Source organism: Caballeronia udeis (genome assembly GCF_001544555.2).
GTDB lineage: Bacteria > Pseudomonadota > Gammaproteobacteria > Burkholderiales > Burkholderiaceae > Caballeronia > Caballeronia udeis.
In genome coordinates, this window is record NZ_FCOK02000026.1 from 24,728 (window position 1) to 38,038 (window position 13,311).

Here is a 13,311-nt window from a genome sequence, read left to right on the forward strand (position 1 = left end):
AGCCGAGGATGGGGTTTGAGAATCTCCCGGAAACGGGACTATCCGGTATCTGCCCCGTCTGTGGAAACGACTCGATATTCGCCGGATTCACAGAGAATCTGCGCGAATCAGGGATCTGCAGTAGTTGCGGGTCGTACAACCGGCAGCGGCAAATGGCACTCACTATCAGGCAGTCATTTGATTGTCATCAAAGTGGGCCATTTCACTTCCCCTCCGGATTCTCGATCTACAACGCGGAGTCGAACGGCGCTCTCCACCACCAGCTCCATGCAACCAGTCAATACACGTGCTCCGAATATTTCGGGGATGACGTAGAGCGGGGTTCCGAGGTCAATGGCGTATTGCATCAGGATCTGCAGGCGCTCACCTTCACAGACAACCAGTTTGATGCAGTCCTTTCAAGCGACGTGTTCGAGCATATGCCGCGGCCATACGACGCCCACCGAGAGGTGTTCCGTGTGCTCAAACCAGGCGGACGGCATATTTTCACAGTTCCGTTCGCACCGCACTATCCTCGCGATGACGTGCGGGCAGCGATTGTCGACGGCAAGATCGTGTATTACGGAGAGAAATATTTCCATGGAGATCCGGTCAGACCAGATCAAGGCGTGCTGGTGTGGACGATTTTCGGATTACAGATGCTCGACGAACTGGAACGCATCGGCTTCAAGGTGACATTCGAAAATCTCTATGCGCCCGACAGCGGAATCGTGGGACCGGCTTCGATAGTGTTCTCGGCTCAAAAGCCGTCTTCCGTCGGCATCATTGCATCTCGGCGCCCGGAAGGCCGAATCCATACCCTGGATGGTTCTGCACATTCCGATCCCGCCTAGTTTCATAGCGCCGGTGCAGTGTTTCCTCTTTGATACATGGCCACTGTGCCGATGGCCGCGCTACAGCGCCTAGTGTGACAGATGGACGCGACCGTCGGAGCTGGTCAGCGCGTGCTTGTCGCAATCGGGAGCGGGCGAGAACAGGTCGGATGACGCGTGACGGCGGTGAAGATTCGCGCTGAGCACGAACGAAACAAGATTCCCACCGGCCAATTCGACGCTCAGTTCGATGCCGATACCTCAACGGGCTCGATAGCGACTCCCTCGTTCCAAACCGTGCCGTAATGAATTGGACTCGGTTGGGGTGCCTTTAGCCAGCTTTGAGCAACCTTACGACCCCAGGAATGACGGACATTGATGCGATAGTGGGAGTATCCAGGGACTCAGCCGCACCAACGTGGTCGACCAGTTCTTTGATGACACCGATCATGCCGGCGCTGTGCGATATCAGACGGCTTGCGAAACCCGAGGGAGTTTTCCCTTCGAACATAGGCGCCTGAATTGATGCCCCATCCGGCCAATCTTGCCAATAACCAGTTCCCCAGTCTTCGATGTAGTAACGGCCGCCAGGCTTGAGCCACTGGATCGCGACGTCATAGCAACTCTTGGTCAGCTCCCCAACGTGGCTGGCATCGTCGATGATGATGTCGGCACGCTGAGGAACGTGAGTTCTAAAGACTGCGTCAAGGCCCTCCCTATCTCCTTGCTCTCCGTAAGCCAAAGCGATGTTTTTCCCTTGGAATGTAGCTCGCTCCGGCTGGGAATCAATGCCAAGAATAGATGCATTTGGAAAGTAGCGACCGAGCGTTTCGAGGAATTGGCCCCTAAAAACCCCAATTTCCACAATGGTCAGCGGCGCATCCCGAAGCGACTTGAACTCGTCTTCGTAGTACATCAGGTAGGAGAACGGCTTGGAATATTCACCATCAGGAGCGCCGCAAATTGGGCCGGCATCAACCCAAGTGTCGTGCAGATTTTTCTCATGCATGAGCCGCCCCCGTTCACTAACAATTAGCAATTATCGGTAAGGATCCGGCACAGTATAGACGTTGTCGCCTTCCGGAGTTTGGAGTGGCAGATGCTGCCGGGACTAACGCCGGTATCCTGCCACGATGGGCAAACCCAAAGCGGAGGGGGACCGCGATGCGTCCACACAGGGGTTATGTGGTCTGGTCCCAACCCGTCCGAAATACCAACTTGGGTTGCGAACCGACGCCGATGCTGGACTCCCCCGAACACGGCGTTGTCCTTGGTTGGAATCCAGATCCAGAGGCCAATCACAGCGACCTCTAGTCCAGGCAGACTCGCGTCGATGATAATTTTGGCATCAATCAGACAGCCTTCTCAATAATCCAATTATCTCGAGGACGCTGCACAAACGGGTGGCACTCACCTTTTAAGGTATACATTTCCGACGCATGGTCCGCCTTGCCTTGTTCCGCAAGCCTGTTGAGCCTTTCCGCCGGGCTCGTCCACCCGCCCCTCAAACCGCCTTCTTCCAAGCCGCCGCAAACACCCCCGCCCCGATCAACATCGCACCGCCGGTTCGATTCACCGTCCGCTGCACGCCGGGCCGCCGAATCGCCTGCCGCGCGACCGAAGCGAGCATTGCATAGGCAAACGCATTCGCCGCCGCCAAGCCCACAAACGTCGCCTCCATGATCGCAATCTGCGAAATGCTCGCGACATGCGGATCGATGAATTGCGGCAGAAATGCGATGAAGAAAATGATGCTCTTCGGATTAAGCGTGGTCACGGCGTAAGCGTGAGCGACGATCCGCCCCGTGCGCAATTCTTCGGGCACGCTGAGCGCATCGGCGTCTGTCACCGGTGCGCGCCATAACTTGATGCCCAGATAAACGAGATACGCCGCGCCCACCCATTTCAAGACCATGAACAGTTCCGCCGATGCCGCGAGCAACACGCCGAGCCCGAGCATGGAAGCGGTCATCGACGTGAGGTCGCCCAACGCGACGCCGGCCGTCGTGGCAAGCGCATATTTGCGGCCGTGGCCGAGCGCATAGGACACGACCAGCAGCACGGTCGGCCCGGGAATGGCGACAAGGATGGCGGAGGCGATTGCGAACGGCAGCCATTGAGCGAGAGTCATGGGAGCTCCTGTGGAAAGCGTCGATTAATCCATGAAGATCCGCGTCTGACAAGAGACTGTGTAAAAAAAGCTGGAAGCCTCGAAACGACCCGAAGCGCGCTGCCGTTACCCAGAGAACGCCGCCACGCATCAAGTACCTGACTAGAAACGATTTCATCTGCAAAATCACGTTTCCGTACTCGATTACCGTCTTCGGCACAGATTCTGCTTAGTATTAACGGGCTTTGACCAGCAACGACGCCGGTAATTTGCAGTGTCTCCTCCCTCATTCGTGAGGTTAATGCCCGGTTCCAGCGAACCGGGCATTTTTTTATGGTTCTTTTATTTGCGCCGCATCATTCGGCGTTTTTGATGACAGCGCCGCGCGCTTAAAGCCGCTTAAATCCAAAAGGCCTTCCTGCGACAATCTGTCTTGTTGCGAACGCACACAAGTTGTGCTTGCCTCTTGAAAATTCTCGTCTAGGATAAACGCTGCAGATTAATAACTAGCCACTGAATACATAGCTAAATCCCCGCTAAAGAGTTGCATGGAGGCTATAGATGAAAAAGCGTGCCATTGCTGGTTTTGCGATGATCGGCTTATGTAGCGCGATCGCCACGGCCCACGCCCAGGACAAGGCGATCCATCCGCAACAAACGTTCAGTTTCATGCCTAATGCCTTCGGTTGTTTATCGAAGGACAAATTCGATTCCGCCGATCAGCATGCCCAGGCCGGCGAGCAGCAGAAAATGCAGGAATTCTTCTCGGGATTCCAATGCATCCCGACTCCGGAAGACGCTCATTTCCGTGTAGTGCAGGTTGTCGGCCATGATGTCGAATTTGTGAATGCTTCAAACAGCGACACCCAAGGCTTGTGGACCGCAGACCGATTTATCAAGCAGTGAATTAATCACATACTGATCACGGTTTAAAAGGATAACGGCGGCGTAAAAGCCGCCGTTCGCTTAAGCGCGTGATTATCTCGCGGAGTGAATTTATTCGCGCCCGCTGGATGGACTGCACGTCCTCGCGGGACACTCTTACGCCGCATCGGCAGCGTGAGAAATCAGGTCCCAAGCCGCACCCGTTTTCCCCGCAGCCCTCCCCTCCATCAGCTATTCCCCGCAACGAGCGAACGCGTTCGGTATCATCACGCGTCGAACGTCGTCGAATGTGATTCGGAACGCGTCCGCACGCAGCGGTTCCGCCCGAAACATCCGTTCCGAATTCCCCTTTTTCCGGCCTCTCAAACAGGCTTTCCGGTGTTGCATGGCCCTTAAATCCACAATCTACAAAGCTGAACTGCAAATCGCCGACATGGATCGGCACTACTATGGCGACCACGCGCTGACCATCGCCCGCCATCCGTCGGAAACAGACGACCGGATGATGGTGCGTGTCGCCGCGTTCGCGCTATTCGCAAGCGAACGCCTCGAATTCACAAAAGGCTTGTCAGATACAGATGAACCCGACCTCTGGCAAAAGGATCTGACCGGACAAATCGAAACGTGGATTGAAGTTGGCCAGCCGGAAGAACGGCGCATCGCGAAGGCGAGCGGACGCGCGGATCGGGTCATCGTGATCGCGTATGGCGGCCGCACCTCCGAAATCTGGTGGCAAGGCGTCAAGGCGAAAGTCGAACGGATGCAAAACGTCACCGTCTGGTCGCTCACGGACGGCGTGGCGGCGGCGCTCGGTGCGTTGGCCGAACGCACCATGCGGCTTCAATGCACCGTGCAGGACGGCGAGGCGTCGCTGGGCAGCGCTACCGTCGATCCGGTTGCTATCGACTGGACGGTTTTCAAGGGAAAACCGCGCTGACTGAATGACCTGGCCGGGCGCCGGTCAGGCTTCCGGCGGACCCTTCAGTTCGACAAGATTTCCTTCCAGGTCGAAGAAGTACAGCGACGGGCCGAAGCCTTCAGCGCCGTATCGACGGGCTTCTTCCCCCAGACGCACGCCGTTCTCAAGCAGATGCGCACGCAACGCGGCGGAATCGAACGGTTCCACGCGCAGGCACAAATGATCCATGTTGTTGCCCGCGCCCGGAGTACCGCTTTCCGGCCGGTCGATCTTCGCGCCCACCGCCAGCAGATCGATCAGCGAGCGACCCGCGCGCATCTGCACCAACCCAAGCTCACGCTGTTCCTTCTCTACCGGACAGCCCAGCACGGTCTGGTAGAAACCAACCATGGCATCGAGGTTCGCACAGCGAATCACCACGTGATCAATCTCGCGGATGGGTATCTGCATTGCATGTCTCCCTTCTTAGCGTATGACGGCCGGTGAATTAGTCTGAATCAGCCTAGGTCAATCAATAAAGCAGCTTGAAGTTTAGCGAGTGTTGCGAAACAGCACGGTGCTAAAGGCTGCGAAATGTATAGACGAAAAAAAGTCCGCTCGTTGCGGAGCGGACTGAATCCATATCAGGAGGAGACATGGAGGAGACAGTTCCGATATTACACAGCCGATAGGAGCGATGCAACACTTATCGTAGTAAAAACCCCTATGGTGGTGATGTGTCGCATCTGTGCGTCATTTGTCCATGTGTTCACACCCCCGTCACTCAAGGCCGAAATGACAGAGCAAGATCCGGCGAGTACCTATAGACGTCCGCCTCTAAAGTAGTCACGTACCCTTCGCAAACCGAGGATTGTGATGAAAACCGAACACAGTATCGCCACTTTTTCCGACGATGAAACCCGTTGGAACGCCTTGTCGACCCGCGATTCAAGCGCCGACGGCGAGTTCTTCTATGCCGTTCGTACGACCGGCGTGTTCTGCCGCCCATCGTGTGCGTCGCGGCAGCCACGGCGTGAAAACGTCGAATTCTTCGATACCCCGCAGCAAGCCGAAGCCGCGGGTTACCGGGCGTGCAAGCGGTGTCAGCCGGGCAGTCTGTCGCGCGAGCTGGCCATTGTGGAGCGGGCGTGCAAGGTGCTCGACGCCGACCCGCAACAACGCGTCACGCTTGCCGAATTGAGCCGCGCCGTGCATGTCAGCGCATTTCATTTGCAGCGGCTGTTTTCACGTGTAGTCGGCGTGTCGCCGCGGCAATACCAGGCCGCCCGCCGCGCGGATGCGCTACGCGGTGCGCTCCAGCGTGGCGACGACGTGACGCGCGCCATGCACGACGCAGGCTTCGGCTCGACATCGCGGATGTATGACGCCGCGCCGGCCGAGTTGGGGATGACGCCGTCGACTTATCGACGCAAGGGAGCCGGGTTGGTCGTGCATTTCGCCACGGCCCAGACGGCGCTCGGGATCGTGCTGGTCGCGGCAACGGCCAAGGGCATCTGCAAGATCGCTTTCGGCGATAACCCGGCCGCGCTCGAAGCCGATTTGGCGCAGGAGTTGTCGGACGCTGAACGGATCGAGGATCAGGCGCGGCTTGCGCCGTTTATCGCGCAGATTGACGCCTATCTGCGCGGCACGCGCGAGCACTTCGACCTGCCGCTCGACATCAGCTCAACTGCTTTCCAGCAGCGCGTATGGGATGCGTTACAGAGGATTCCGTACGGCCAGACGCGCAGTTATTCCGACATCGCGGAGACGCTCGGGTCGCCGCGGGCGGTGCGGGCGGTGGCGAATGCGTGCGCGTCGAACCCGGTGGCTCTTGCCATTCCTTGCCATCGCGTGGTGCATAAGGATGGCGCGCTGGCGGGGTATCGATGGGGCACTGCGCGCAAGATCGCGTTGTTATCGACGGAAAAAGAGCATCGGGTGGCAGCGCCGCTTGAAACCGTTGGCGCGGAGGATCGGGGTTGATGGCACGCTCGCCGGGTTTCCGGGCTTGTGGCATCTGAATTACTCTAAACGATACGATGCCCGTTAGCATCCTGATCGCCCGATCCGCCCTGTTTTCGAACGCGCCCAAATTGCCACAAAATAAACCTGCCCGCATCCAGCTGCCCTACGTCGAACCTTACGATTGGCCCCGCGTGCTGCGATTTTTCGCGGGGCGCGCGACGCTTGGCGTCGAAGCGGTGGAAGACGGTTCGTATCGCCGTGCAATCGAGTGGCTCGGCGATCCGGGCACGCTCAGCGTGACACGGCACGCCAGCAAACCTTGTCTCGTCGCGACGCTGGAGGGCGCGGCGAGCCGTCACGCGAAAGCAATTGGCGAACATCTGACGCGCATGTTCGACCTTCAGGCCGATGCACCGGCCATCGCCGCCCATCTCGGCCGGGATCCGTGGTTCGAACCGCTGACGCGAGCCGTGCCGGGGTTGCGCGTACCCGGCGCGTGGTCGGGCTTCGAGCTGGTCGTGCGCGCAATAGTCGGCCAGCAGGTCAGCGTGAAAGCGGCATCGACCATTGTGGGAAGGCTGGTCGAGCGCGCCGGTACACCCCTGACCGATCACCCGCACCCCGGCACCGCCTGGCGTTTCCCGACACCCGCCGCGCTGGCCGAGGTCGATCTGGAGAAAATCGGCATGCCGGGCAAACGCGTGGCCGCATTGCAGGGGTTCGCACGCGAAGTCGCAGCGGGCTCGCTGCCGCTGGACGATCCGCATGCGGACCGCGCCGAACTGCGGGCCGCGTTGCTGGCCATGCCGGGCATCGGCCCATGGACGGTGGAATATGTCGCAATGCGCGCACTACGCGATGCCGACGCGTGGCCCGGCACCGACCTGATCCTGATGCAGGCGCTGGTCGCCCGCGATCCCTTGATGGCAAAAGCGCCTGCCCTGCGCGCCCGCGCTGAGGCGTGGCGGCCCTATCGCGCGTATGCTGCTCTGCACGTGTGGAACGAAATCGCGGATCGGGCGGGATCGGCAAAAGGCGGGTGAGACTCCGCGTCGCCGCCAAGTGCGTCCAAAGCGCATCCTGAAATCCGCCGTCGCTTACACAGCCGAATCGAAGGTCCCGCATCATTCGTCGAAAAACCGTCGCTGCAACCCGCGGTCCAAACTGCTCGAATTCGCGCAAACCCTTATCCGGCAAGGGTTCAAGCACGTCTTACACTGAGATGTTAAAGTGCCCGCTACCCAAAAATCTGGTTCGGCGCATTCCGTTCGGCGCCTGACACGCAACCGTCGCAGCAATGGCAAATACGAATTTCTCATCTCCGTCCAACAGCGCTCTCCTGCGCCGCTTATCCGCGCTCACCAGCGGCCCGCAAGGCGCTGCGTTGCGTCAGGGGCTGCGCGGCATCGAGAAGGAAAGCCTGCGGGTGACGCGCGACGGGACGCTTGCCACCACGCCGCATCCGCGCACGTTCGGCTCGGCGCTCACGCATCCGCTCATCACCACCGACTACTCCGAGGCGCTGATCGAACTGATCACGCCAGCCGAGCACGACGCGGCGCGCACGCTCGAGCAGCTCGACGACTTGCATCGCTTCGCCTACGCGCATCTCGGCAGCGAATTGCTCTGGAACGACTCCATGCCCGGCGTGCTTCCCGCGGATCAGGACATCCCGATCGGCTGGTATGGCACATCGAATATCGGCATGTTGAAGCATGTTTACCGGCGCGGTTTGTCGCTTCGATACGGCCGCACCATGCAGTGCATTGCCGGGATTCACTACAACTATTCGCTGCACGAAGACGTGTGGCGCACGTGGGCCGCGCTCGATAACCGCAGCGCCGTACCGCTCGTCGATTTCCAGTCCGAACGATACTTCGCGCTGATCCGGAATTTTCGCCGCACAAGCTGGCTGCTGATGTATTTGTTCGGCGCATCGCCGGCGCTCAACCAGCAGTTCCTGCGCGATCGCCCGAATACGCTCGAGACCTTCGACGCCACCACGCGCTATCTGCCGTACGCCACCAGCCTGCGAATGAGCGACCTGGGCTACACGAACAACCCGGCGCAATCCGCGCTGCTGCCGAGCTACGACACGCTGGACGGTTATCTCGACACGCTCGCGAGAGCGGTCAGCGAGCCGTATGCGCCGTACGAAGCCATGGGCACGCAGCGCGACGGCGAATGGGTGCAGATCAACACGAACGTGCTGCAGATCGAGAACGAGTTCTACTCGACCATCCGGCCAAAGCGCGTCACGCAACCCGGCGAGCGGCCGTTGCATGCGTTGTCGTCGCGTGGCGTGCAATACATTGAAGTGCGCTGCCTCGATATCGACCCGTTCGAGCCGACCGGTATTTCGCTGGAAACCACGCGCTTCATGGACGCGTACCTGATGTATTGCGCAATCGAAGACAGCCCGCTTTTACCGCGCGCCGCCAACGAGGAAGCCAACGAAAACTTCGCGCGCATCACGAAGGAAGGGCGCAAGCCCGGCCTGACGCTGGCGCGCGACGGCCGCGAAGTCCCCATGCAAGGCTGGGCGGATTCGTTGCTCGACGCCATTGAACCGGTCGCGCAGGCGCTCGACGCGCTGCATGGTGTCGACGAATACATGGTCGCCCTGAAGGCCCAGCGCGCAAGGCTGGCCGATGTCTCGCTGACTCCATCCGCCCGCGTGCTTGCAACCATGCGCGAGCGGCATCAAAGCTTCAACGAATTTGCGCTTGAACTCAGCGCAAAACACGCCGATTACTTCCGCGGCCGTCCGCTCAGCGCACAAGCTGAGCGCGAAATGGCGGCGCTTGCTGAAAAGTCACTGGCCGATCAGGCAAGAATCGAGCGCGAAGAGGTCGGCTCGTTCGATGCCTTCGTCGGCGCTTATCGTGCTTACACGTTGAACCGCATCAGCGTTTGAACGACTAGGTGCCGGCTCCAAAGCCGGCGCCTAGCGCAATCCAGCAGCTTTTTCCTCGCCGCACAGGTTCAGTAGCGGCAACCCTTACTTGTTTTGCAACAGTGCGCAACGCGTGGAAACGCGCGCGCGCATGCCGGGTCTGAAATTAGCGACGCATCAGCTGAACCAGACCGATTGGCGGATGGCCGTACACGATCGGCCAGCCTGGACACACATCAAGGGGAGTAAGAAGAATGAGAAAACACCTGTTGGGAAGCGCAAGCCTGACCAAGACAGCGGCGATGAGTGCACTGGTGGCGGCAATCACCCTGCTGGCGGGTTGCTCGACAAGCGGCCAGATTGCCGGCGAGACCATGGAGCAGGCCACGGCGCCGCTCACCTGTACGAACAAGGCCGAATGTGACGCGTGGTGGGCGCGCGCCCAGGTTTGGGTAATCAACCACTCCGGATACAAGCTGCAAACCGTTACGGATTCGATCATCCAGACCGAAGGCCCCTCCGGCGGCAAACGCGACCTCGCGTACCAGATCACCAAGACCCCGAGCAACGAAGGAACAGCGACGATCGGCTTCGCCGCCCATTGCGACAACATGTTCGGTTGCGAGCCGAACCCGTGGAAGGCCGGCGCGGACTTCAAGCAGTTCGTGCGCGGCAGGCCATCGCAGATGGGCACGCCGGGAGGCGCGACGGCGTCCGGCAATGCGTTGCCGCCGGTTTCTCCTGTCCCGCCATCCCGGCCAATGCCGCAAAACCTGCCCGTACAGCCAATGCCGCCGACGCTTGAGAATCAGCCAGGACAATCCGGCCAGAACCTGACGCCGCAGTAGGTTTTCATCGATTATCTGCTGCAGAAGGCCGCGTCTTCCTCAGGAGACGCGGCTTTTGCTTATGCGATCAGGCAAACGCGCAGGAGGCGGTAATCGGTGAAAATGTGGCGGCTACATACTATTTAGTGCATCGACAGGATGCTTGCTATCGCCTCGATAGCCAAAACCCTTGCATAGGCATTGTTTTAATCTGGCGAGGTAATGGCCCTCGACTTCGCGCGTTTGGGGCGCCTGATGCGACGCACCGGCATGCGGCATGCCGCCGAAACGCCTAAGGGAAATTCGCCCTGCGAATCCCGCACGCTCCCACCGTTTCCCCCACCGGCATCATTCGCCGGTGTCTGATCGAACGCGCTCCGTCCAATACCCTCCGCACATCTCATTCAAAGCAACCTTGCCCTGTGCATTCTCCGGAAAGCCCGTGCCGACAGGCTGCGAGGCTTAAGCGGCAGCGTCTATCGGTTCCATCCACAGGAATTCACGCCATGCTCAGAAGCCGCGTGCCGTCCATCAAAGGACTCTCGATCGCAGCGCGCAAAACGTCCGCGATGAGAGACGCGGGACCGAAACAACACGCCCCATTCGCCAGCCAGCCGGTACTCGTACTGCGCAAGCGCCACTCTCGCGACCTAAAAACAACACTGCAAAAATTTGCTAAGGAATGCATCTTGAAAATCAATTGCATAGTCAATATTATTCTAAGCAACGAGTTACGCGCCAAGGCGCCACCCGAGACCATGTTCTGACCGACTGAAAGCATCGAAACATTCGGTGCGCAAATGGATTTACCCGATGAACCGCGCTGCCCAAACCACCCTCCTTCTCGGCCGACGCTTCGGCCACTCGCTCGTTGCCGCCTTGCTGCACGTCCTGCCGCCAAACCTGAGCTCATGGAAGCTGGCGCTCTACGTGATCGTGTTCTTGCTGCCGGGCGGATCGTTTGTCGTGCTGGGTGCCGCGTGGTTCGAAAACCGGCGTCCCCGCAAACCCTCCAAGCCCGCCCCCGCCAAAACCCCGCTGCTCTGCCGTCCGAAACACTGCGACGCCTGAGACCCGCGACGCCGTTCATGACGGGTCGCGCTTATGCAACTTCGGCAACTTTCGCCACGCCTGAGCGTCGCGTAACGACCCGTAACCGAATCCGCACGGCGAGTAACACTCAGCTTCCTTTCAAGCCGTTACCCTAACGGCTGCCCGACGCCCGCCCTTCAGGCGCGTTCAGTTACCATCTCGGACCGGTTGCACAAAGCGCTTCGCGTCGCGTCGGAGCGCACGCAACTTCCGACAGGAATCCAGAGCAGATGCCGTTCACCCGAATCCCCGTTTTTCCTCGCAAGTCCGCTATCGTGCTCGTTCTGGCACTGGCCGGTTGTGCCGTCGGTCCGAACTACAAACGCCCTGACACCGCCATTCCCGCATCGTATAAAGAGGCGCCGGAAGGCTGGAAAATTGCGCAGCCGTCGGACCGGGTGGATCGTGGAAACTGGTGGGCGATTTATAACGACCCGCAGTTGAATGACCTCGAAACGCGGCTGAACGCGTCGAATCAGACTATTGCTCAATTCGCGGCCGCTTACCGGCAAGCCCGGGCGCTGGTTTCAGAAGCACGCTCGGCGTATTTCCCTACGCTGGGGTTATCGGCGACGGGTTCGCGGGCGCGTTCCCCCGGCCGCTCGACCAGTTCCGGCTCAAGCGGCGGGGCGATTGGCAATAGTTACGATCTTTCCCTCGATGCATCGTGGGAACCCGATTTGTGGGGCACCGTCAGCCGGACGGTGGGCGCGCAGCGCGCCGGCGAGCAAAGCGCAGCGGCCGACCTCGCCAACGCGCGGCTCTCGGCGCAAGGCACGCTCGCACAAACCTACTTCCAGTTGCGTTCGCTGGACGCGCAGCAAAAGCTCCTCGATGACACCGTCGCCGCCTATCAGCGCACGCTGCAACTCACGCAGAACCAGTACGCGCAGGGCACGGCCGCCCGCTCGGACGTGATCCAGGCGCAGACGCAATTGCAATCGGCGCAAGCGTCGGCTATTGATAACGGCGTCGCCCGCGCGCAGTTCGAACACGCTATCGCCGTGCTGGTTGGCGAGCCCGCGTCCACGTTCTCTATCGCGTCATCGCCGCTCGACGCCACGCCGCCTGAGGTGCCGCTGCAACTGCCTTCAGCCATCCTCGAACGGCGGCCCGACATTGCATCCGCCGAGCGCAAGGCAGCGCAGGCGAATGAGCAGATCGGCGTGGCAATCGCGGCGTTTTTCCCCACGCTGACATTGTCAGCAACGGGCGGCTTCCAAAGCTCCGTGTTCTCGCAATTACTGACCGCACCGTCGCGCTTCTGGACGCTCGGGCCGGATATCGCAGCCACCATTTTCGACGGCGGCTTGCGAGCCGCGCAGACCGAAGCGGCGCGCGCGTCGTATGACTCGGCCGTGGCGACATATCGGCAAACGGTGCTGACCGCGTTCCAGGACGTGGAGGACAACCTGGCGTCGCAGAGAATTCTCGCCAACGAGATCGGAGTTCAGGAGCAGGCGGTGGCGTCGGCGCAGCAGGCGCTGGCTATCGTGACCAATCAGTACAAGTCGGGCACGGTCGGGTTCATCAACGTCCTCACTGCGCAGACCACGGCGTTCCTCGCCGAGCAGAAGCTGGCGAATATTGCCGGGGAGCGGATGGTGTCGTCGGTGGGATTGATCAAGGCGCTCGGCGGCGGCTGGGACACAGCTCAAATGGATCAGGAAACCGGTAGTACAGCCGCGCCCGACGCCGCCGCGCCGGTTCCGGCAAGCGGCGTTGCGGTGAAAGGGTCGAGCGCCCCGTTGAATCCCGCGCAGAGTTCATCGACCGTTGCGGCGGTCAACGAGGGCACGGCCAAAGAGTAAGACGCGCCGGAG

13 protein-coding genes are annotated in these 13,311 nt (G+C 60.1%); 10 read left to right on the plus strand and 3 right to left on the minus strand.

The genetic code is table 11. The features are described from left to right. Positions 1-152 precede the first annotated feature (152 nt). Entirely contained in the window at positions 153-833 is a 681-nt protein-coding gene (locus AWB69_RS47095) for a class I SAM-dependent methyltransferase (RefSeq protein WP_231937169.1), read from the plus strand. 310 nt (positions 834-1,143) lie between these two features. Here AWB69_RS47095 and AWB69_RS19440 read toward each other — a convergent pair whose 3' ends face one another. After that, positions 1,144-1,821: a class I SAM-dependent methyltransferase gene (locus AWB69_RS19440; protein ID WP_062087642.1), complete on the minus strand. Its 678-nt coding sequence runs from the start codon at positions 1,819-1,821 to the stop codon at positions 1,144-1,146. A 495-nt stretch (positions 1,822-2,316) separates the two neighbouring features. Further along, positions 2,317-2,943 carry a LysE family translocator gene (locus tag AWB69_RS19445; protein ID WP_062087645.1) on the minus strand — a complete coding sequence of 209 codons (627 nt, stop codon included), beginning with the start codon at positions 2,941-2,943 and terminating at the stop codon, positions 2,317-2,319. A 540-nt stretch (positions 2,944-3,483) separates the two neighbouring features. Between AWB69_RS19445 and sap1 the strand changes: the two genes are divergently transcribed. Beyond that, on the plus strand, positions 3,484-3,828 hold the full coding sequence (sap1, locus tag AWB69_RS19450) for a surface attachment protein Sap1 (protein ID WP_062087647.1): 345 nt from the start codon (positions 3,484-3,486) through the stop codon (positions 3,826-3,828). A 364-nt stretch (positions 3,829-4,192) separates the two neighbouring features. Next, on the plus strand, positions 4,193-4,744 hold the full coding sequence (locus AWB69_RS19455) for a YaeQ family protein (RefSeq protein ID WP_031360972.1): 552 nt from the start codon (positions 4,193-4,195) through the stop codon (positions 4,742-4,744). Between the two features lie 24 nt (positions 4,745-4,768). Here the strand turns inward: AWB69_RS19455 and AWB69_RS19460 are convergent, their stop codons facing one another. Then, positions 4,769-5,176 (minus strand): VOC family protein, encoded by a 408-nt coding sequence (locus AWB69_RS19460; RefSeq protein ID WP_062087649.1) that lies wholly within the window; start codon positions 5,174-5,176, stop codon positions 4,769-4,771. Positions 5,177-5,581: 405 nt separating this feature from the next. On the opposite strand from AWB69_RS19460, the gene ada reads away from it, so the two are divergent. The 7 genes from ada to AWB69_RS19495 all read left to right on the plus strand — a co-directional run bounded on the left by ada (position 5,582) and on the right by AWB69_RS19495 (position 13,299). Then, complete coding sequence (gene ada, locus AWB69_RS19465; protein ID WP_062087652.1) at positions 5,582-6,691, plus strand: bifunctional DNA-binding transcriptional regulator/O6-methylguanine-DNA methyltransferase Ada; 1,110 nt, start codon at positions 5,582-5,584, stop codon at positions 6,689-6,691. A 56-nt stretch (positions 6,692-6,747) separates the two neighbouring features. Next, the gene (locus AWB69_RS19470; RefSeq protein WP_082913480.1) at positions 6,748-7,716 is read left to right on the plus strand and encodes a DNA-3-methyladenine glycosylase family protein; all 969 of its coding nucleotides are present in this window, start codon (positions 6,748-6,750) and stop codon (positions 7,714-7,716) included. 254 nt (positions 7,717-7,970) lie between these two features. Continuing rightward, positions 7,971-9,590: a glutamate--cysteine ligase gene (gshA, locus tag AWB69_RS19475; protein ID WP_062087655.1), complete on the plus strand. Its 1,620-nt coding sequence runs from the start codon at positions 7,971-7,973 to the stop codon at positions 9,588-9,590. Positions 9,591-9,823: 233 nt separating this feature from the next. Then, positions 9,824-10,417: a hypothetical protein gene (locus AWB69_RS19480; protein ID WP_063977859.1), complete on the plus strand. Its 594-nt coding sequence runs from the start codon at positions 9,824-9,826 to the stop codon at positions 10,415-10,417. Positions 10,418-10,902: 485 nt separating this feature from the next. Further along, entirely contained in the window at positions 10,903-11,163 is a 261-nt protein-coding gene (locus AWB69_RS19485; RefSeq protein ID WP_062087658.1) for a hypothetical protein, read from the plus strand. Between the two features lie 46 nt (positions 11,164-11,209). Further along, on the plus strand, positions 11,210-11,467 hold the full coding sequence (locus AWB69_RS19490; RefSeq protein ID WP_062087662.1) for a hypothetical protein: 258 nt from the start codon (positions 11,210-11,212) through the stop codon (positions 11,465-11,467). A 251-nt stretch (positions 11,468-11,718) separates the two neighbouring features. Beyond that, positions 11,719-13,299: an efflux transporter outer membrane subunit gene (locus AWB69_RS19495; RefSeq protein WP_062087665.1), complete on the plus strand. Its 1,581-nt coding sequence runs from the start codon at positions 11,719-11,721 to the stop codon at positions 13,297-13,299. The last annotated feature ends 12 nt before the right edge of the window (positions 13,300-13,311 follow it).

Coding starts and splice junctions, on each gene's coding strand:
- AWB69_RS47095 (WP_231937169.1), top strand. CDS start 153: ATGGCACTCACTATCAGGCAGTCATTTGATTGTCATCAAAGTGGGCCA.
- AWB69_RS19440 (WP_062087642.1), bottom strand. CDS start 1,821: ATGCATGAGAAAAATCTGCACGACACTTGGGTTGATGCCGGCCCAATT.
- AWB69_RS19480 (WP_063977859.1), top strand. CDS start 9,824: ATGAGAAAACACCTGTTGGGAAGCGCAAGCCTGACCAAGACAGCGGCG.
- AWB69_RS19445 (WP_062087645.1), bottom strand. CDS start 2,943: ATGACTCTCGCTCAATGGCTGCCGTTCGCAATCGCCTCCGCCATCCTT.
- gshA (WP_062087655.1), top strand. CDS start 7,971: ATGGCAAATACGAATTTCTCATCTCCGTCCAACAGCGCTCTCCTGCGC.
- AWB69_RS19485 (WP_062087658.1), top strand. CDS start 10,903: ATGCTCAGAAGCCGCGTGCCGTCCATCAAAGGACTCTCGATCGCAGCG.
- ada (WP_062087652.1), top strand. CDS start 5,582: ATGAAAACCGAACACAGTATCGCCACTTTTTCCGACGATGAAACCCGT.
- AWB69_RS19470 (WP_082913480.1), top strand. CDS start 6,748: ATGCCCGTTAGCATCCTGATCGCCCGATCCGCCCTGTTTTCGAACGCG.
- AWB69_RS19460 (WP_062087649.1), bottom strand. CDS start 5,176: ATGCAGATACCCATCCGCGAGATTGATCACGTGGTGATTCGCTGTGCG.
- AWB69_RS19495 (WP_062087665.1), top strand. CDS start 11,719: ATGCCGTTCACCCGAATCCCCGTTTTTCCTCGCAAGTCCGCTATCGTG.
- sap1 (WP_062087647.1), top strand. CDS start 3,484: ATGAAAAAGCGTGCCATTGCTGGTTTTGCGATGATCGGCTTATGTAGC.
- AWB69_RS19490 (WP_062087662.1), top strand. CDS start 11,210: ATGAACCGCGCTGCCCAAACCACCCTCCTTCTCGGCCGACGCTTCGGC.
- AWB69_RS19455 (WP_031360972.1), top strand. CDS start 4,193: ATGGCCCTTAAATCCACAATCTACAAAGCTGAACTGCAAATCGCCGAC.